Below are 18,884 nucleotides of genomic sequence, written 5' to 3'. Positions count from 1 at the left end.
CGCCACCGCCCGTTCCCTCCGACGCCCTGTTACCGCATGCACTACTTTCGGCGATAGCCCAATCAGAACTCGTAGCCGACGTGGGTGCGAACGCCCAGGTCACCCGTCGAACTCAACGACAGCGCACTGTTGACGAGCCACTTGCTGTTACGCGAACGGTAGGTTGCGCCGACGCCGACCGCCGAGCCGCTGCGATACGCGCCCGCGCCCGCTGCGATCACCGTGTTGCCCGGCCGCGACGGCGTCAGGTTCGGCATGGCCATCGCCGAGGCCACACCGGCGTCGGCATTCTTGGCCACCTGGTTGACCGAGTTCTGCACCGCGTTGATGCGCTGATCCGTGTAGTCCTTCGCACTCACGCCTGCGGGCAGCGAACCCGTCGCGTTCGAGACCATCTGGTTCAGCTGATCGACGTTCACGGCGTCCGTGCCTTGCGTGCCCGCGGCGACGTGAGTGATCTGACGCTCGCTGCCTTCCGCGCCCACCGATACCGTGTTCGCACGATCCGCCACCGAGTTCGCGCCGATGGCCACCGAGTTGTCTGCCGTCGCCTTCGCATTGCCGCCGATCGCGACCGCATTGGCGCCCATGGCCTGCGAGTCCGCCAGTTCCGAATTCGAATGGAAGTACTTGACCCCGGCGTTGCCCGTGGCGATCTGCGTGAGCGTGTTGTTGATGCTGTTGATTTCGGACGTGGTGTGCGTCATGCGAGTGTCGATGTTGGTCACCACATCAGCGAGATTGTTCACGGTCGTGCCGCCCACGTTGAACGTCGGCCCGGAGATCGTGCCGTCCGCGTTGACCGTTGCGCCGCCGCCAATTGCGCTGGCCGTCGATTGCGCGATGTTGTACAACTGCGAGCCGTTGACCGCGTCCGTGCTCGTTGCGCTCACCGAGCCCGCCGCAACGCCCGTTACCGTGCGCGCACCGGCCGTGCCCGACATGTCGACTACGGTGCCGTCGGTGCCCTTCGCCACGGTGATCGTGCGGGACGACGGGTCCTGCCTGACGAGGCCAACGTTGCCGTTGCTCATGTCCGATGCCAGGCTCGAAATGGCGTCCGAGTTTTGCGTCGTGCGGGCATCGATGTTCGAGATGGCGTCGCCGGCGTTATGGACCGTCACGCCGCCCACGACATAGCTCGGCAGGGTGATCGTGCCATCGGCGTTCACCGACGAGCCGCCGCCGAGCGCGCTGGCCATCGACGTGCTCACGTTGTACATCTGCGAGCCGTTCACGGCGTCGGTGCTCGATGCGCCGATCGCGCCTGCCGCGATGCCCGTCAAGGTGCGCTGGCCGTCGGTGCCCGTGAAATCGACCGTCGTGCCGCCCGTGTCTTTCGCCACGGTGATGCCGTTCGTCGCAGCGTCCTGCTGCACGAGACCGACCTGGCCGCTGGCGAGTTGCGTGGTGAGGTTCGAGATGTCGGTCGAGTTTTGCGCGATCTGCGTGGTGTTCTGCGTCGTGCGATCGTCGATGTTGGTGATCGCGCCCGAGATGGTGTTGTACGTGTTGCCGCCGATCACATAAGTCGGCGCGGAGATCGAACCATCGCTGTTCACCGACGAGCCGCCGCCGATGGCGCTGGCCGCCGATTGCGCGACGGTGTAAAGCTGCGAGCCGTTGATCGCGTCGGCGCTGGATGTGTTCACATCGCCTGCTGCCACGCCCGTGAGTTTGCGCGCGCCTTTCGTGCCGGCGAAATCGACGGTCGAGCCGTTGAGCGCTTTGGCGACCGTGATGTTGCCCGTGTCCGCATCCTGCTGGACCAGACCGACTTCACCGTTGTTCAGTTGCGTGGTGATGTTGCTGATCTGGGTCGTGTTTTGTGTCACGCGGTCGTCGATGTTGCTGATCTGCGTGGTGTTCTGCGTTACGCGATCGTCGATGTTGCTGATCTGCGTGGTGTTCTGCGTTACGCGGTCGTCGATGTTGGCGATCTGCGTCGTGTTCTGCGTCGTGCGGTCATCGATGTTGGTGATCGCACCCGAGATGGTGTTGTACGTGTTGCCGCCGATCACATAAGTCGGCGCGGAGATCGAGCCATCGCTGTTCACCGACGAGCCGCCGCCGATTGCGCTGGCCGCCGATTCCGCGACGGTGTAAAGCTGCGAGCCGTTGATCGCGTCGGCGCTGGATGTGTTCACATCACCTGCTGCCACGCCCGTGAGTTTGCGCGCGCCTTTCGTGCCGGCAAAATCGACGGTCGAGCCGTTGAGCGCTTTGGCGACCGTGATGTTGCCCGTGTCCGCATCCTGCTGGACCAGACCGACTTCACCGTTGTTCAGTTGCGTGGTGATGTTGCTGATCTGCGTGGTGTTCTGCGTTACACGGTCGTCGATGTTGGCGATCTGCGTAGTGTTCTGCGTTACGCGCTCATCGATGTTGCTGATCTGCGTGGTGTTCTGCGTCACGCGGTCATCGATGTTCGCGATCTGCGTCGTGTTCTGCGTCGTGCGATTGTCGATGTCGGTGAACGCACCCGCGATGGTGTTGTATGTGTTGCCGCCGATCACGTAGGTCGGGTTGGTGATCGCACCCGTCGTGGAATCGTACGTCGAGCCGCCGCCAAGTGCGGCCGCCGTATTCGCGCCGATCTGGTTGAGCTTCGCGTCTTCCGACTGCAACTGGCTCACGTTCACGGCGTCGGTGCCGTTCAGGCCCGCCGCCACGTTGGTCACGCGGCGCTCCGCGCCCGCTTTGCCGATCGAGACTTCGCCCGCGGCCGTCGCCCCGGCGATTGCCGTGCTGCCGGGCTTGAAGCCGGAGGTGGAGAGCGTCGTCGAATCAGCGAGCGAATCGGCGCCCAGCGCGACCGAATTCGCCGTGCTCGCAATTGCGTTGCCGCCGATCGCGACAGCGTCCGTGCCCGATGCCACGGAGTCCGGCAGCGTCGAATTCGAGTGGAAGTACGGAATGGCAACGTTGCCGCCCAGCGTCAGATTGCCGGTGATCAGGACATCGCCGTCGAGCGTGATGCCGTTGGGACCGTGCAGCGTCATCTGGCCCGTGCTCTCGTAGCCAGTCGAGCCGATCGCGATATAGGCGCTCGCACCGTCGAGGCCACCGCCCGACGCGGCCGTCGATTCGCTGAGGATCACGCCCGAGCCGTGGCGGCAGTCCAGTTCCGATCCCGACGTGTTGTAGGTTTGCCCCACCCAGCCGCCGTTGTACGAACCCCAAGCGCCGCCGCTTCCGTCTCCCGGCTTATTACAGTTGGCGATGTTGCCGGCGAACGCTGCCGGAGCGCTCAACGTGATAGCCGCAAGCGCGACCGCTTTCAATACGCAGGTGGTGGTATTCGACTTGCCCGAGGATTTGCCGCGTCCACGCGCATGCTCCGACACCGCAACCGACTTGCACGAAATTGCATTCCAGACGATTCGATAAATCTTGTTCATGTGGCAACCTCTAAGAATTGAAGATGGGACGTGGTCCGCGCACTATCCACTCATCTCAGAGTCGTCCGAACAAGTTGGCGACTCTAAAAAATCGAGCGCTCGCTGTCGGGGAAGTAGGCGGTCATCGGATGAAAATCATTTTAGAGATGGCCTTCGTCGGATCACATGAGACTAGTCGCAAAAAATTCCTATAAAACATATTCGAAAATTTAAGACGACGAGGGGGTGCTGCCGCAGCTTTGTCACGCGCAATCGCGTCTGGCGGGGTTTCCAGGACACAGCGCCGCGAGGACTTATGATGGCCGTTTCGGCGATCGCACCGCTGTGTTGCATTCCAGTTGCGCCAGCCGCGACGCCCGCCGAATAGCCGACGAGCGTGCGAATGCACCTCGATGCATGACGCGGGAAGTCAAAAGAGAATTAGAAAGAGCCGCCTGTGGGAGGCGGCGCAGACCGCGGACCAACCTCACGTTTTTCGAAGCGTGAAGCTCTCTTTTTCAGCCGGATGCGAATCCCGTCCTGACACTTGCCGGATGCCCGTTTTCGGGCGGCGTAAATAAAGTAGAAGCCACCGCAAGCGGACCATCAGCAGCTCAATCTTCTCGAGGTTCTACGCCGCAGCGGCCAGCGGGCACCGCTCGGTTAACGACAAAGCCCCGGCACAGGCCAGGGCTTTGTCAGCAGTCCGGAACCGCCGGTTTCCCGGCGGCGCGTTCATCGAAAACGCTCAGACTCGAGCAGGCTTATCGCGCCAGCAACAGCGCATTCGTCCGCTTCACGAAGCTCGCCGGATCATCCAGCGCGCCGCCTTCGGCGAGCAAGGCCTGATCGAACAGCAGATGGCACCAGTCGGCGAAATTGGCGCTGTCTGCATTCAACGCCTTGACGAGCGGATGCTCCGGATTCACTTCGAGGATCGGCTCCGCTTGCGGCGCCTTCTGCCCCGCCGCCTTCAGCATGCGTTGCAGATAACCGCTCATGTCGCCTTCATCCGCGACGAGGCAGCTCGGCGAATCGGTGAGACGGAACGTGAGACGCACGTCCTTCGCCTTGCCTTCGAGCGCTTCCTTCATCTTCTCGACGAGCGGCTTCATTTCCTCGCCGACCTTCTCCTGCTGCTGCTTTTCCTCGTCGTCGAGCGCGCCGAGATCGAGGTCGCCGCGCGCGACGCTCTGCAGCGGCTTGCCGTCGAACTCGTTCAGGAACGAGAGCATCCACTCGTCGACGCGATCCGTCAGCAGCAGCACCTCGACGCCCTTCTTGCGGAACACTTCGAGATGCGGACTGTGCTTCGCGGCCTGCCAGCTATCGGCGGTGACGTAGTAGATCTTCGTCTGCTCGGGCTTCATGCGCGCGACGTAATCCGCGAGCGACACGTTCTGCTCGTCGGAATCGTTGTTCGTCGATGCGAAACGCACCAGCTTCGCGATGCGCTCGCGATTGCCGAAGTCCTCGCCGATGCCTTCCTTCAAGACCTGACCGAACTCGTTCCAGAAGGTCGCGTACTTCTGCTTGTCGGCGTCTTCGGTGGCTTCCGCCGAGGACGTCGCGATCTCTTCGAGCATCGACAGCACGCGCTTGGTCACGCCTTCGCGAATGGCCTTCACGTCGCGGCTTTCCTGCAGGAGTTCGCGCGACACGTTGAGCGGCAGATCCGCCGAATCGACCACGCCCTTCACGAAACGCAGATACGCGGGCAGCAGCTGCTCGGCATCGTCCATGATGAACACGCGCTTCACGTACAGCTTGAGACCGCCGCGATGCTCGCGGTTCCACAGATCGAACGGCGCATGCTTCGGCACGTACAGCAGTTGCGTGTACTCGCTGCGGCCTTCGACGCGATTGTGCGTCCATGCGAGCGGATCGTCGTGATCGTGCGAGATATGCTGATAGAACTGCTTGTACTGATCGTCGCTGATGTCGTTCTTCGGACGCGTCCAGAGCGCGCTCGCCTGGTTGACGGTCTCGTCCTCGTCCTTCGTGACCATCTCGCTCTTTTCAGCGTCCCATTCTTCCTTCTTCATCAGGATGGGCAGCGCGACGTGATCCGAATACTTCTGGATGATCGACTTGAGCCGGTGCGTGGAGAGCAGCTCGTCTTCGTCGGCGCGCAGATGCAGCGTGATGGTCGTGCCGCGTTGCGCGCGCTCGATGTCCTCGACTTCGAAATCGCCCTCGCCCGCGCTCGTCCAGCGCACGCCCTGATTCGACGGGAGGCCCGCGCGGCGCGTCTCGACCGTGATCTTGTCAGCGACGATGAAGCCCGAATAGAAGCCCACGCCGAACTGGCCGATCAGCGCCGCGTCCTTCTGCTGGTCGCCGGAGAGCTTGGAGAAGAACTCCTTCGTGCCGGAGCGCGCGATCGTGCCGAGATGCGAAATGGCTTCGTCGCGGCTCATGCCGATGCCGTTGTCGTCGATGGTGACGGTGCGCGCGGCTTTATCGAACGACACGCGGATGCGCAGGTCGGGATCGCTCTCGTACAGCGCGCTGTTCTCGATGGCCTCGAAGCGCAGCTTGTCCGCGGCATCGGATGCGTTGGAAATCAGTTCGCGCAGGAAAATTTCCTTGTTGCTGTAGAGCGAATGGATCATCAGGTGCAGAAGCTGCTTCACTTCCGCCTGAAAGCTCATGGTTTCTTGCGCCATGGTCGGGTCCTCTGTGTTGATTTCGTTAGTGCGATCGACTCGGCCGCGTTCATGTCCGATGATCGGCGACAATCGGTCACGCAGCCAATTCGTGCGATATAAGGGCGGCCGGGCGACTTTCAAGAGCCTAAGCGTCCGGATAAGATGCGGCTTCCCGAACGACCGATCACGCCCGCCACCCGCGATGCCCCTCCTGCGCCGACTCGACCGCCACGCCCGCCCGCTCACGCGCGATGAAGCGCAGATGGCCCGGCTCGTGTTCCGCGATGCGATCGATTATCCGGCCGTCAAGGTCCATGCGCGCGCCTATCTCCCGCTCGGCCTGCAGCCGCCGCGCACGGCGATGGCGCCGAACGGCAATCTCTATTTTCCGCGCGGCTGCTTTCGGGACGACTTCTCCGCCTGCGACCTCGGCAATCGCATGTGGTTCATTCACGAGATGACGCACGTCTGGCAGTTCCAGCTCGGCTATCCGGTGCGGCTGCGCGGCGCGATCCGCATCGGCCTGCCGTACGCGTACACGCTCGCCGAGGGCAAGCGTCTCTCCGACTTCAACATGGAAGCGCAAGGCAACCTGCTCGCGGACTATTTCGCGCTGAAATTCTGCGACGGGCAAAGCCGGCTCTACGAGCATCGCTACCGGCACATGCCCGACGCGCTCGCGCTCTACGAAGCCGTGCTCGCCGACTTCATCCGCGCGCCCGGCGAGCGGCGCAACCTGCCGGGCCGCGGCCGTTAGGCGCTGCGCCGCGCGGCCTTCTCCAGACAGTTCGACAGCAGTTCGGGCAGTGCCGGATCGCCGCAATTGGCGATATTGAAGCGCATCCACGTCGTCGGCGACTGATGCGGAGAAAACAGGCTGCCGGGCGTTAACAGGAAGCCGGCTTCGTGTCCGGCCGCCGCGAGGCCGTCGGAGTCGACGCCCGTGTCCGCCCACAGAAACATGCCCGCCGACGGCGTCGAGTACAGCCTGAGCCCGGTTTTCTCCAGCATGCGCGCGGTCTTGTCGCGCACGCCGTCGAGCCGCGCGCGCAAGCGTTCCACATGCCGCCGGTAGTGCCCTTCCGTCAGCACTTTATAGACGACGCGCTCGTTGAGCTCCGGACTCGTCATGCCGACGAGCATCTTCTGGTCGGCGAGCGCCTTCGCCACCTCGGGCGCCGCCGCGATATAGCCGACGCGCAGATTCGCCGCGAGCGTCTTCGAGAAGCTGCCGAGGAAGATCACGCGCTTCAGTTGATCGAGCGAGGCGAGGCGCGTCGCGGGAAAACCCGTCGGGCAGAGGTCGCCGTAGACATCGTCCTCGACGACGATGAAGTCGTATTCCTGCGCGAGCTGCAGAATGCGATACGCCTGCGCGGCCGTCAGCGACGTTCCGGTCGGATTCTGCAAAACCGAATTGATGATCAGCATCTTCGGCCGCCAGGTCGCGACGAGCGTTTCGAGCGCGTCGAGATCCGGGCCGTCCGGCGTGTACGGCATGCCGACGAGCCGCGCGCCCTGCGACGCGAAGCGGCCGAACATCTGGAACCACGCCGGATCGCCGACGATCACCGCGTCGCCCGGTTTCACGTAAAGACGCGCGATCAGGTCGATCGCCTGCGTGATGCCCGACACGAGCACGATCTGCCGCGCCGCCGATGCGCCGATCTCCAGTTCCTCCAGCCGCGTCTGCAACTGCTGGCGCAGCGGCAGGAAGCCTTGCGGCGTGCCGAAGCCGAGCATCTGCGCGCCGCTCTGGCGCGATAGCGCGCGCAGCGCGTTGGTGATCAGTTCGCCGTCGAGCCAGCGGCCCGGCAGATAGCCCAGCCCCGGCCCTTTTTCCGGGCTCGACGTATGCAGCATGTTGCGCAGCAGCCAGACCACGTCGATGGTGTTCTGCACCGGCTCGCGCTCCGCCGCGACCGCCGGCGGCTCGCCTTTCGCGACCAGCGCCGGCGCGACGCGCTCGCGCACGTAAAAGCCGGAGCCGCGGCGCGAATCGAGATAGCCGTGCGCGACGAGCCGCTCGTACGCCTCGACGACGGTGAAGCGCGACACGCCCTTGTCGAGCGCGAGCTTGCGGATCGACGGCATGCGCATGCCGGGGCGGAACACGCGCTCGTCGATGCGGCGGCGGCCCCATTGCACCAGCTGATCGACGAGCGTGAGCTGGGCGGCATCGTGCGGGGCGGGAATCTGGTCGAGCGGAACGGACATGCGGCCTCCGATGGACGGCAAGCGCGGCTGTGCGCCGATGAAAACTGTACCGAATAGTATTGGTCCGATTGTACCGTTACTGTTACGGTGATAGCCGCTACATTTTGCTTTCGGGCTGTCCGGCGTGCGAGACGGAGGCGTTATGCTATCGGCCCCTATTGGCTCGCCTCGTCCGTCATGACCGAACATCGACTCAAACTCGATCACTTGGTGATCGCCGCCCGCACGCTGGAAGAAGGCGCGCAGTTCGTCGCCGCGAAATTCGGCGTCGAGACGGCGTCCGGCGGCGCGCATCCGCTGATGCGCACGCACAACCGGCTGCTGAATCTGTGGGGCGGCGCGTATCTCGAAGTGATCGCGGTCGATCCGCTGGCCGCTCCCGTCGATGCACCGCGCCCGCGCCTCTTCGCGCTCGACGACCCGGCGATGCAGCGCCGACTCGAAGAGCACGGCCCGCAGCTCGTGCACTGGGTCGCGCGCGTCGACCGTCCGAAGTCGCTGGTGCGCTGGCGTGAGCAGTATCCGGCGCGCATCCCGCCCGTCGCGGCGATGTCGCGCGGCGGCAATACGTGGGGCCTGACCGTCCCCGACGACGGCGCCTTTCCCGCATGGCAAGGCGCCGGCGATGGCGTCGTGCCGTCGCTGATCCAGTGGGACACGCCGCGCCATCCGAGCGGCGCGCTGCCGGATACGGGCATCGCGCTGCGCTCGCTGACCGGTTTTCATCCGGACGCGGAGGCCGTCGCGGATCAGCTCGCGTGGCTCGGCGCGACGCATCTGATGCGCGTCGAAGAGACAGCGGGCGCGCCCGTGCTCGTCGCGCAGTTCGATCTGCCGGACGGATCGCTGCTGACGCTCGGAGAGTCGGCAGAACAGGCGCAGGCGCGAGAGGAAGAAGCGCGGCAGGCAGCGAAGCGCCGTCGCACGAAGAAGACAGATACGCAGGACGAACCCGATACATCCGATACATCCGATACACCCGACTGACGCGCCCGCGCGCCAGCCAGACAAGGAGACACCTCACGATGAAGACTCGCGAAACCGAAGGCATGCTGCTCGGCCTGATCGGCGTCGTCATATTCAGCCTGACGCTGCCGATGACGCGCATCGTCGTCGCGGAGGTGCATCCGCTGCTCAATGGTCTCGGGCGCGCGCTCGTCGCGGCGATTCCGGCCGCCGCACTCCTTGTCTGGCGCCGCGAAAAGCTGCCGACCTGGCCGCAGGTCAAGAGCCTCGCCGTGGTCTCGCTCGGCGTCATCATCGCGTTTCCGGTGTTTTCCGCGTGGGCCATGAAAAGCGTGCCCGCATCGCACGGCGCGGTCGTCAACGGCTTGCAGCCGCTGTGCGTCGCCATCTATGCCGCATGGCTCTCGCACGAGCGGCCGTCGAAGGCGTTCTGGGCGAGCGCCGTGGCGGGCAGCGCGATCGTCGTCGTGTTCGCGCTGCAGGCGGGCGGCGGCGGCTTCCAGGCGGGCGATCTGCTGATGCTCGTCGCGGTCGGCATCGGCGCGCTCGGCTACGCGGAAGGCGCGCGGCTCGCGCGTCAGATGGGCGGCTGGCAAGTGATCTGCTGGGCGCTCGTGCTGTCCGCGCCGTTCCTGCTGCTGCCGGTCGGCTGGCTCGCGTGGGCGCAACTGTTCGGCAGCCATGCGACGCATCCGGAGCCGCTCGCGCTCAAGACCTGGCTCGCGTTCGGCTATGTCACGCTGTTTTCGCAGTTCGTCGGCTTCTTCGCGTGGTACGCGGGCCTTGCGATGGGCGGCATCGCGCGCGTCGGGCAGGTGCAACTGCTGCAGATCTTCTTCACGATGGCCTTTTCCGCGCTCTTCTTCGGCGAGCACGTGAGCGCGTCGACGTGGCTCTATGCGGCCGCCGTCATCGTGACCGTGGTGCTCGGCCGCAAGGCCGCGGTGCGCGCCGCGCCGCCACCCGCCGTGGCCGCGGCCCGCACGACGCACGCAAGATGACGCACTCGCGCGATAATTGACGTTTGCGGCACGCTCCGCGATAAAACCAATCCCGAGACACATCAGAGACAATCGAGGCATTTCATGAATCAAGCCGATTTCCGCGCCACGTCGTGGCAACTCTCCGAACGCGCACGCAAGCTCACCAGTTCGGCGATTCGCGAAATCCTGAAGGTCACGGAGCGGCCGGAAGTCATTTCCTTCGCGGGCGGCCTGCCCTCGCCCGCGACGTTTCCCGTCGAGCAAATGCGTCACGCGTCGGAGCGCATCCTGCGCGATCAGCCCGCCGCCGCCCTGCAATACAGCGCGACCGAAGGTTACATGCCGCTGCGCGAATGGGTCGCCGCGCGTTATTCCGTGAACGGCGCGCATATCCGTCCGACGCAGGTGCTCATCACGACCGGCTCGCAGCAGGCGCTCGATCTGCTCGGCAAGACGCTCGTCGATCCGGGCAGCCGCGTGCTGGTCGAAACGCCGACCTACCTCGGCGCGCTGCAGTCGTTCTCGCTTTTCGAGCCGCACTACGTGCAGGTGCCGACGGATGAATCCGGCCTGATTCCCGAAGCGCTCGACGCCGCGCTCACCGCGAACGCGCGCCTGCTCTACGCGCAGCCGAACTTCCAGAATCCGACCGGCCGCCGCCTGCCGCTCGAACGCCGCCGCGCGCTCGCCGCGTTCGCGCAGAAAGCATCGTTTCCGGTGATCGAGGACGATCCCTACGGCGCACTCGACTACGCCGGCGCCCCGCTGCCGACACTGCTCTCGATGGCGCCCGATCACATCGTCCATCTCGGCTCGTTTTCGAAGGTGCTCGCGCCGGGACTGCGCGTGGGCTACATCATCGCGCCCGAGGAACTGCACTTCAAACTCGTGCAGGCCAAGCAGGCGACCGATCTGCATACGCCGAGCCTCACGCAGCGCATCGTCTACGAAGTCGTGAAGGACGGTTTCCTCGATCAGCACGTGCCGACCATCCGCGCCCTCTATCGCGATCACTGTCACGCGATGCTCGACGCTCTGGAACGGCACATGCCCGCCGGAGTCGAATGGAACCGCCCGGAAGGCGGCATGTTCGTGTGGGTGAAGCTGCCGAAGCACATCGATTCGATGAAGCTGCTGGAGCAGGCGATCGCGCAGAACGTGGCTTTCGTGCCGGGCGGTCCGTTCTTCGCGAACGAGGCCGAGCACAATACGATGCGCCTGTCGTTCGTCACGGTGCCGCCCGCGACGATCGACGAAGGCGTGGCGAAGCTCGGCGCGCTGATCCGCGCGAGCATCTGATTCTCCGGGGCGCATCAGCGCCTCTTTCGCATCTTTCGCATCTTTCTCAGGAGCAACCGATGGCATCCAATGTGTACGACAAGCTGAAGGAACTCGGCATCGACCTGCCCACCGCGGGCGCGCCCGCCGCCGCTTATGTGATGAGCGCGCAGAGCGGCAACACCGTGTATCTCTCGGGACACATCGCGAAGAAGGACGGCAAGGTGCATGTCGGCAAGCTCGGCGCCAACATCTCGACGGAAGAAGGCAAGGCTGCGGCGCGCAGCGTCGCCATCGATCTGATCGCGACGCTGCACGCGCACGTCGGCGATCTGAACAAGGTGAAGCGCATCGTCAAGGTGATGAGCCTCGTGAACTCGACGCTCGATTTCACGGAGCAGCACATCGTGACGAACGGCGCGTCCGAACTCATCGCGGAAGTCTTCGGCGATGCAGGCAAGCATGCGCGCTCGGCGTTCGGCGTCGCGCAGATTCCGCTCGGCGCGTGCGTCGAGATCGAGCTGATCGCGGAAGTGGCGTAAAGCGGGTCTTCGCCGCATGCAGGCACAGCCCGACGCGTTGCGCGCGTCGGGCTTTTTTCTATCTTGAGAACGAGAAAAAATCATGTCTTCGCGCACGGTTCAGTTCAAGCAGGTCGACGTCTTCACGGCAGTTCCGTTCAAGGGCAATCCGCTCGCGGTGATCTTCGACGCCGAGGGTCTGTCGACGGAGCGCATGCAGGAAATCGCGCGCTGGACCAATCTGTCGGAGACGGCGTTTCTCATGCCGCCGACCGATCCGCGCGCCGACTATCGCGTGCGCATCTTCACGACGGCGGTCGAGCTGCCCTTCGCCGGTCATCCGACGCTCGGCAGCGCGCACGCGCTCATCGACAGTGGCTACGAGCCGAAGACGCCGGGCCGGCTCGTGCAGCAATGCGGCGTCGGACTGGTGACGCTCGCTGCACGCGAGAACGGCGAGTGGGCGTTTGCCGCGCCGCCCGCGAGCATCGTGCCGCTGACCGACGCGCAGAACGAGCGCCTCGCCACCGCCCTCGCGCCGGCGGTAATCGATTTCAGCGCGCCACCCGCTGCCGTGAACAACGGCGCGCCGTGGCTCGTCGTGCGCGTGCAGGACGCGGCGCAATGTCTCGCGATGTCGTTGCACGGCGGCGCGCGCGAGGCGCTCGAAGCGCTCGTCGCGCAAGTTGGCACGCACGGCATCGCCGTCTATGGGCCGCACGAACCGGGCGGGCCCGCGACCTTCGAGTTGCGCGTGACGCTGCTCGGCGCGGAGAACATCGAGGATCCGGTCACGGGCAGCGCGAACGCGGCGCTGGCGACATTGCTGAGCGCCCAAGGCCGGCGACCAGGCACCGCCTTCACCGTGCGGCAAGGCACGGCGCTCGGACGCGACGGCCGCGTCAGCATCGCCTACGACGATGACGCGAGCGGCGCCCCGATCTGGATCGGCGGCCGTACGGTAACTATCGTCGACGGCACATTCTGCCTCTGAAACAATGACCTACGCGCGGCGCCCGGCCGCGCGTATACCCCCAAGCGCGCCCCCTTTCTTAATCCCCGCGGCTTCGTTAATATCTGAACAATCGGGGATCAGATCGCAATGCGGTTCACATCGGCGGACCATCAGGGCGTCGTGAAGGTGAGTCGCTTGCACCGCAGCGCAAACGTATGCCTCTAACGACACCGAACGTTCGTCGTCTCGCTCATGGCGGAGTTCGGGCGCTGCCGCACGAATCGGCTCGTGGAACGGCCGTTGCGCCGCCTGTTGACGTCGGTCCGGATGTGCATGGGAATCTGGACCGGGCCGTGGATCGAACCCCGGACAGACCCTCCACCGACCATCCGCTGCGCGCCTCGCACGGTATATTCACTCGTTTCGGCCGAACGCCTCACGACATGCATCGCTTCATCCCATTCGCGCAGTTCGCAGCACGTCACGCGCTACGCGATCCAGTGCGCCGGAACGCGCCATGAAGCATCCCCGCTCGCACGCCTTCGACACCGTTCTCGGCGCGCCGTCCGCGCGGCGCCGGCGCGCGTTGCTCGCCATTCCCGTGCTCGGCACGTTCGTGCTCGCGCTCCTGTGGGCAGTGATCTTTGCGCGGCTCTCCGTCGAGCGCGAGGCGACCACGCATGAATCGATGGCCTCCGCCGCCATTCTCTCGTCGGCGCTCGAACAGCACACCATCAAGGCGATTCATCAGGTCGACCAGATCACGCGCTTCGTCAAATACGAGTACGAGAAGTCGCCCGACAACTTCGATCTGATCGCCACCGTCGAGAAAGGCGTCGTGCAGAGCGACACGCTCGTGCAAGTGTCGCTGATCGACGAATACGGCACGCTCGTCGCGAATACGTCGGACCCGCATCCGAAACCCATCGACCTGTCCGATCGCGAGCACTACAAGGTCCATGCGCACTCCAACGACGACCTGCTTTACATCAGCCGCCCCGTGCGCGGGCGCGTGTCGGGGCTCTGGACGCTGCAGATCACGCGGCGGCTCAATCATCCGGACGGCTCGTTCGCGGGCGTCGTGGTCGTGTCGGAGAATCCGGCCTACTTCACGAGCGACTTCTACAACGTCGCGTCGATCGGTCATGAAGGCGTCATCGCCGTGGTGTCCGACAACGGCGCCGTGCTCGCGCGCAGCACGGGCGGCAACCTCGCGGAGAACGCCGCGGCCCATGCGGTGGCGAAAGGCAGCGCTGCCCGCAACGCATCGGGCGAGCACGCGCACGGGGAGTTCAGCGCGAGCGGCGTGTATCCGACGACGGATCACGCGTCGGGCATCTATGTCGATCCGATCGATCACGTGAAGCGCATCGTGTCGTACCGGCATATCGACGGCTATCCGCTCGGCGTGCTCGTCGGCCTCTCCGAACGCGAGGAGATGACCGATTACAACCACACGCGCAACGTTTATCTTTTGATGGCGGTCTTCATCTCGCTCGCCATGCTCGGCTTCTTCGCGGTGGCGACGGGTCTGATCGGCAAGCTGCTCGGGCGCGAGCGCGAGATGACGCATCTCGTCGAGTACGACCTGCTCACCGGGCTGCGCAACCGCTATTCGACGCTGCGCGCGCTCAGGCACGACGTGGCGCAACCGGAGAACATCGGACGGCTCGCGCTGCTTTTCATCGACCTCGACAACTTCAAGACGGTGAACGACACGCTCGGTCACAACGCCGGCGACATCGTTCTGCAGATGACGGCCTCGCGGCTCGCGGAGACGGTCGGGCAGAGCGGCACGCTCTCGCGCATCGGCGGCGACGAGTTCGTCGTCGTGGTGAAGGGCGACGATGTCGAGCAGCGCGCCGTGACGCTCGCCAACGATATCGCGACGATGTTCGCCACGCCCTTCGACGTGCGCGGCAGCGCGTTCGTGCTGCATGCGAGCATCGGCATTGCGCTCTTCTCGGTGTCGAACGAAAGCGAGATCGACCTGCTGAAAAAAGCCGACCTCGCGATGTACAGCGCGAAAGACGCCGGCCGGAACTGCTATCAGTTCTATTCGCCGCATTTGTCGCATCGCGCGGATCATCTGATGAAGTGGGAGCAGCAACTGCGCGTCGCGCTGACCGAGCAGCAGCTTTTCCTCGTCTATCAGCCGAAGATCGATCTGACGCGCCGCTGCATCACCGGCTTCGAGGCGCTCGTGCGCTGGAATCATCCGCAGCACGGGCTCATTCCGGCGAACGAGTTCATTCCTGTGGCGGAATCGACCGGGCTGATCGTGGCGGTCGGCGATTTCGTGATTCATACCGCGTGCATGCAGCTCGCGCAGTGGCAGCGCGATGGTTACACCGGACTCTCGCTCGCGGTGAACATCTCGGCCGTGCAGTTCTGGCGCGGCGACTTGCTGGAGACGGTCGCGCGCGCGATCGAGGCGAGCGGCATTCCGCCCGACAAGCTCGAGCTCGAAATCACCGAAACGGTGATGGTCGAATATCCGGAGCTCGTGCAGGAGAAGATCATCGCGCTGAAGCGGCTGGGCGTGCGCATCGCGCTCGATGACTTCGGCACGGGGTACTCGTCGCTGTCGTATCTGAACCGCTTTTCGGTCGATACCCTCAAGGTGGATCGCTCGTTCATCCAGGCGATTCCCGAAGACCGCAGCGTGTGCGTGATGGTGTCCGCGATCGTCAATCTGGCGCGCTCGCTGGGGCTGACGGTCGTCGTGGAAGGCACGGAGCGGGAGGAGCAGATTTCGTGGCTCGCCGCGCTCGGACCTGTGGAAGCGCAGGGCTTCCTGTTCTCGCGGCCCGTGCCGGCGGACGGCGTGCAGGCGCTGCTCGATCGCTTCGGTGTGTGCGGATGGCCGCGCGGGCAGTCGCCGCGATCGCGCAAGGACGCCGCGCTCACCGATGAGCGCGGCGGCTGATTCAGACGTTCAGAGCCCGCGTGACAGGACAGCCGTGCCGATCGTCACCACGCCGAGCACGAGATTGATCACGACGAGGCGTCGCACGGTTCCCACCGCTCTCGCCCCGTCGGGCCAGTTCTGCGCCTGCACCGCGCGGCGGATGCGCGGAAACACGGCGAAACGGATATGCCCGAAGATCAGCATCATCACGATGCCGAGCCCGGCCATCGCGTGCAGCGGCCAGGCGGCGTGACCGCCGCCGAACTGCATCAGCAGGAAGCCGCCGGTGAGCAGGATCACGAGCACCGCGCCCGCCACCCAGTTGAAGAAGCGCGCGAAAACCGACTCCCACAGCGGCAGACGCAGTTGCGGCGTGAGATCGCCGAGCGCGGGACGCAAGCAGAAATGCGCGAAGACCATGCCGCCTATCCAAACCGCTACGCCGAGCAGATGCAGAAAGAGCGCCGCTTCGATGGCTTTGTTCATTGTGTTCCCGAGCTGACTTCGTTGACTAAAGTTTGGGCGTTCGACTAAGACTCGGCGCGTCAGTTCCAGCCGCTCACGATAAACACAAAAAGAAACGCCTCGCCGCATGATCGCGACGAGGCGTTTCTCGATGATTCCCGCACGCGATGACCTTATATCGGCATCGCGTCACGGCGCATTGAGCGTCACTCCTCAAACACCGGCCGCAAATCCGTCACCTTCAACGACGAATCCGGCGCACGTCCCTTCCTCGCGCGCTTGCCCAGATGCAGTTGCAACTGCGAGCCCGCGAGCTTCTCGTCCTTCACCTTCCCGCCACGCCCGGTGCCGATCATCACGACACCGCGCGTATCGATGGCGAGCGCCTGGCGCAGCGTCTCCTTCGGATCGAGCCCCATCAGAATGACACCCCGCCCGCCGCCCGACAGCGTCTTCATCTCGTCCATGCCGAACACGAGCAGACGCCCCGTGCTCGACAGGCATGCCACATAGGTCGCGCCGGGCACGACAGGCATCGGCGCGAGCGGCGCGCAGCCTTCGTCGATCGTCATGAACGCCTTGCCGGCCTTCTGGCGGCTGATGAGATCGCCCAGCTTCGCGACGAACCCGAAACCATTGCTCGATGCAAGCAGCAGTTGCTGCTCAGCATTCGCTGCGAAGTAATGCAGCAGATGCGTGCCCGATTCGAGTTCGATCAGTGACGTCACCGGCACGCCATCGCCGCGCCCGCCCGGCAGCGCCGCGACCGGCACCGAGTACACGCGCCCCTTGCTGCCCCACGCGACGAGCGAATCCGGCGTGCGCGCCTGGAACGCGGCATAGAGCCCGTCGCCCTGCTTGAACGTGAAGCCCGCCGGATCGAGCCCGTGGCCCTTCAGCGCGCGCACCCAGCCCTTCTGCGACACGACGACCGTCACCGGCTCGTCGACGACACGCGCCTCGAACGTCGCGCGCGTGGCCTGCTGGATCAGCGTGCGGCGATCGTCGCCGAACTGCTTCGCGTCGGCCTCGATTTCCTTGATGAGCAGACGCTTCATCGCGGCATCGCTATTGAGCAGCTCTTCGAGCTTCGTCTTTTCGTCGCGCAGATCGGACAGCTCCTGCTCGATCTTGATCGCCTCCAGCCGCGCCAACTGACGCAGCCGGATTTCGAGGATGTCCTCTGCCTGCCGGTCGGAGAGATTGAAGCGCTCGATCAGCGCCTGCTTCGGCTCCTCGGACTCGCGGATGATGCGAATGACTTCATCGATATTCAGGAAGACGATCATTCGCCCTTCGAGAATATGGATGCGGTCGTTCACCTTGCCGAGGCGATGCTGCGTGCGCCGCGTGACCGTCACGAAGCGGAAGCCGACCCACTCGTGCAGGATTTCGACGATGCCCTTCTGACGCGGACGCCCATCCGCGCCGATCATCACGAGGTTGATCGTCGCGTTCGATTCGAGGCTCGTATGCGCGAGCAGCGAGTTGACGAACTCGGTCTGATCGATGCGGCTCGACTTCGGCTCGAACACGAGACGCACGGGCGCATCCTTGCCGGACTCGTCGCGCACGGCGTCGAGCAGGCCGAGCAGCGTCTGCTTGGTCTGGACCTGCTCGGGCGTGAGCGTCTTCTTGCCGAGCTTGATCTTCGGATTGGTGAGTTCCTCGATTTCCTCGAGCACCTTCTGGCTCGACACGCCCGGCGGCAATTCCGTGATGACGACCTGCCACTGACCGCGCGCGAGCTCCTCGATCTTCCAGCGCGCGCGCACCTTCAGGCTGCCGCGGCCGGTCTCGTACGCCGCCGAGATTTCCGCAGGCGACGAGATGATCTGGCCGCCGCCGGGGAAATCCGGCCCGGGCAGCTTTTCCATCAGACCGGCGTGGCCGATCTTCGGATCGCGGATCATCGCGACGGCGGCCGTCGCGACTTCGCGCAGATTGTGCGACGGAATTTCTGTCGCGAGACCCACCGCGATGCCCGACGCGCCGTTCAGCAGCAGGAACGGCAGACGCGCGGGCAAGAGCTTCGGCTCTTCGAACGAGCCGTCGTAGTTCGGCATGAAATCGACGGTGCCCTGATCGATTTCATCGAGCAGCAAGCGCGCGATCGGCGTGAGGCGCGCTTCCGTATAGCGCATGGCCGCGGCGCCGTCGCCGTCGCGCGAGCCGAAGTTGCCCTGACCGTCGATGAGCGGATAGCGCATCGAAAAGTCCTGCGCGAGACGCACGAGCGCGTCGTACGCCGACTGGTCGCCGTGCGGGTGATATTTGCCCAGCACATCGCCGACCACGCGCGCCGACTTCACCGGCTTCGCGTTGGATGCGAGGCCCATCTCGCTCATCGCGTAGAGAATGCGGCGCTGCACGGGCTTTTGTCCGTCGCAGACATCGGGCAGCGCGCGGCCCTTCACCACGCTCACCGCGTAGTCGAGATAAGCCCGTTCGGCGTAATCGCCGAGCGTGAGTTGTTCGCCGTCCGGTGCGGTCTGTTCGGCGAAGAGATCGTCTGTGATTCCCATCGAATATCCGTTGTGCGTTGCTTAAGTCGAGC

11 protein-coding genes and 1 pseudogene are annotated in these 18,884 nt (G+C 64.7%); 7 read left to right on the top strand and 5 right to left on the bottom strand.

What is annotated here, in order from left to right:
- Positions 1-62 precede the first annotated feature (62 nt).
- A complete protein-coding gene (locus AWB78_RS04765; RefSeq protein WP_062602749.1) occupies positions 63-3,401 on the bottom strand; it encodes an ESPR-type extended signal peptide-containing protein in 3,339 nt (1,112 codons plus the stop codon).
- 743 nt (positions 3,402-4,144) lie between these two features.
- A complete protein-coding gene (htpG, locus tag AWB78_RS04760; RefSeq protein ID WP_062602747.1) occupies positions 4,145-6,049 on the bottom strand; it encodes a molecular chaperone HtpG in 1,905 nt (634 codons plus the stop codon).
- A gap of 184 nt (positions 6,050-6,233) precedes the next feature.
- On the opposite strand from htpG, the gene AWB78_RS04755 reads away from it, so the two are divergent.
- Positions 6,234-6,788 (top strand): Rhs element Vgr protein, encoded by a 555-nt coding sequence (locus AWB78_RS04755; protein ID WP_082883233.1) that lies wholly within the window; start codon positions 6,234-6,236, stop codon positions 6,786-6,788.
- Here the strand turns inward: AWB78_RS04755 and AWB78_RS04750 are convergent.
- Positions 6,785-8,248, bottom strand: a complete 1,464-nt coding sequence (locus AWB78_RS04750) for an aminotransferase-like domain-containing protein (RefSeq protein WP_062602745.1) — start codon at positions 8,246-8,248, stop codon at positions 6,785-6,787. The two genes, AWB78_RS04755 and AWB78_RS04750, sit on opposite strands and share 4 nt — an antisense overlap.
- A gap of 177 nt (positions 8,249-8,425) precedes the next feature.
- Between AWB78_RS04750 and AWB78_RS04745 the strand changes: the two are divergent.
- The 6 genes and pseudogenes from AWB78_RS04745 to AWB78_RS04720 form a co-directional block, all read left to right on the top strand.
- Positions 8,426-9,091, top strand: a pseudogene (locus tag AWB78_RS04745) (VOC family protein); the annotation flags it as partial.
- Between the two features lie 182 nt (positions 9,092-9,273).
- Positions 9,274-10,215 (top strand): DMT family transporter, encoded by a 942-nt coding sequence (locus AWB78_RS04740; RefSeq protein ID WP_062602742.1) that lies wholly within the window; start codon positions 9,274-9,276, stop codon positions 10,213-10,215.
- A gap of 84 nt (positions 10,216-10,299) precedes the next feature.
- Positions 10,300-11,496 (top strand): aminotransferase-like domain-containing protein, encoded by a 1,197-nt coding sequence (locus tag AWB78_RS04735; protein ID WP_062602740.1) that lies wholly within the window; start codon positions 10,300-10,302, stop codon positions 11,494-11,496.
- Between the two features lie 59 nt (positions 11,497-11,555).
- On the top strand, positions 11,556-12,017 hold the full coding sequence (locus AWB78_RS04730) for a RidA family protein (RefSeq protein ID WP_062602739.1): 462 nt from the start codon (positions 11,556-11,558) through the stop codon (positions 12,015-12,017).
- A gap of 82 nt (positions 12,018-12,099) precedes the next feature.
- Positions 12,100-12,990 carry a PhzF family protein gene (locus AWB78_RS04725; protein WP_062602736.1) on the top strand — a complete coding sequence of 297 codons (891 nt, stop codon included), beginning with the start codon at positions 12,100-12,102 and terminating at the stop codon, positions 12,988-12,990.
- A gap of 478 nt (positions 12,991-13,468) precedes the next feature.
- Positions 13,469-15,880 (top strand): bifunctional diguanylate cyclase/phosphodiesterase, encoded by a 2,412-nt coding sequence (locus tag AWB78_RS04720; protein WP_062602734.1) that lies wholly within the window; start codon positions 13,469-13,471, stop codon positions 15,878-15,880.
- Between the two features lie 9 nt (positions 15,881-15,889).
- Here AWB78_RS04720 and AWB78_RS04715 read toward each other — a convergent pair whose 3' ends face one another.
- Positions 15,890-16,348, bottom strand: a complete 459-nt coding sequence (locus tag AWB78_RS04715) for a CopD family protein (protein ID WP_062602733.1) — start codon at positions 16,346-16,348, stop codon at positions 15,890-15,892.
- Between the two features lie 185 nt (positions 16,349-16,533).
- Positions 16,534-18,852 carry a DNA topoisomerase IV subunit A gene (gene parC / locus AWB78_RS04710; RefSeq protein ID WP_062602731.1) on the bottom strand — a complete coding sequence of 773 codons (2,319 nt, stop codon included), beginning with the start codon at positions 18,850-18,852 and terminating at the stop codon, positions 16,534-16,536.
- Positions 18,853-18,884 lie beyond the last annotated feature (32 nt).

Source organism: Caballeronia calidae, from assembly GCF_900044055.2.
In the GTDB taxonomy this organism is placed as follows: domain Bacteria; phylum Pseudomonadota; class Gammaproteobacteria; order Burkholderiales; family Burkholderiaceae; genus Caballeronia; species Caballeronia calidae.
Note: the sequence above shows the minus strand (reverse complement) of the source record. Positions and strands in the feature narration are given on the sequence as shown.

Coding starts and splice junctions, on each gene's coding strand:
- AWB78_RS04765 (WP_062602749.1), bottom strand. CDS start 3,401: ATGAACAAGATTTATCGAATCGTCTGGAATGCAATTTCGTGCAAGTCG.
- htpG (WP_062602747.1), bottom strand. CDS start 6,049: ATGGCGCAAGAAACCATGAGCTTTCAGGCGGAAGTGAAGCAGCTTCTG.
- AWB78_RS04755 (WP_082883233.1), top strand. CDS start 6,234: ATGCCCCTCCTGCGCCGACTCGACCGCCACGCCCGCCCGCTCACGCGC.
- AWB78_RS04750 (WP_062602745.1), bottom strand. CDS start 8,248: ATGTCCGTTCCGCTCGACCAGATTCCCGCCCCGCACGATGCCGCCCAG.
- AWB78_RS04740 (WP_062602742.1), top strand. CDS start 9,274: ATGAAGACTCGCGAAACCGAAGGCATGCTGCTCGGCCTGATCGGCGTC.
- AWB78_RS04735 (WP_062602740.1), top strand. CDS start 10,300: ATGAATCAAGCCGATTTCCGCGCCACGTCGTGGCAACTCTCCGAACGC.
- AWB78_RS04730 (WP_062602739.1), top strand. CDS start 11,556: ATGGCATCCAATGTGTACGACAAGCTGAAGGAACTCGGCATCGACCTG.
- AWB78_RS04725 (WP_062602736.1), top strand. CDS start 12,100: ATGTCTTCGCGCACGGTTCAGTTCAAGCAGGTCGACGTCTTCACGGCA.
- AWB78_RS04720 (WP_062602734.1), top strand. CDS start 13,469: ATGAAGCATCCCCGCTCGCACGCCTTCGACACCGTTCTCGGCGCGCCG.
- AWB78_RS04715 (WP_062602733.1), bottom strand. CDS start 16,348: ATGAACAAAGCCATCGAAGCGGCGCTCTTTCTGCATCTGCTCGGCGTA.
- parC (WP_062602731.1), bottom strand. CDS start 18,852: ATGGGAATCACAGACGATCTCTTCGCCGAACAGACCGCACCGGACGGC.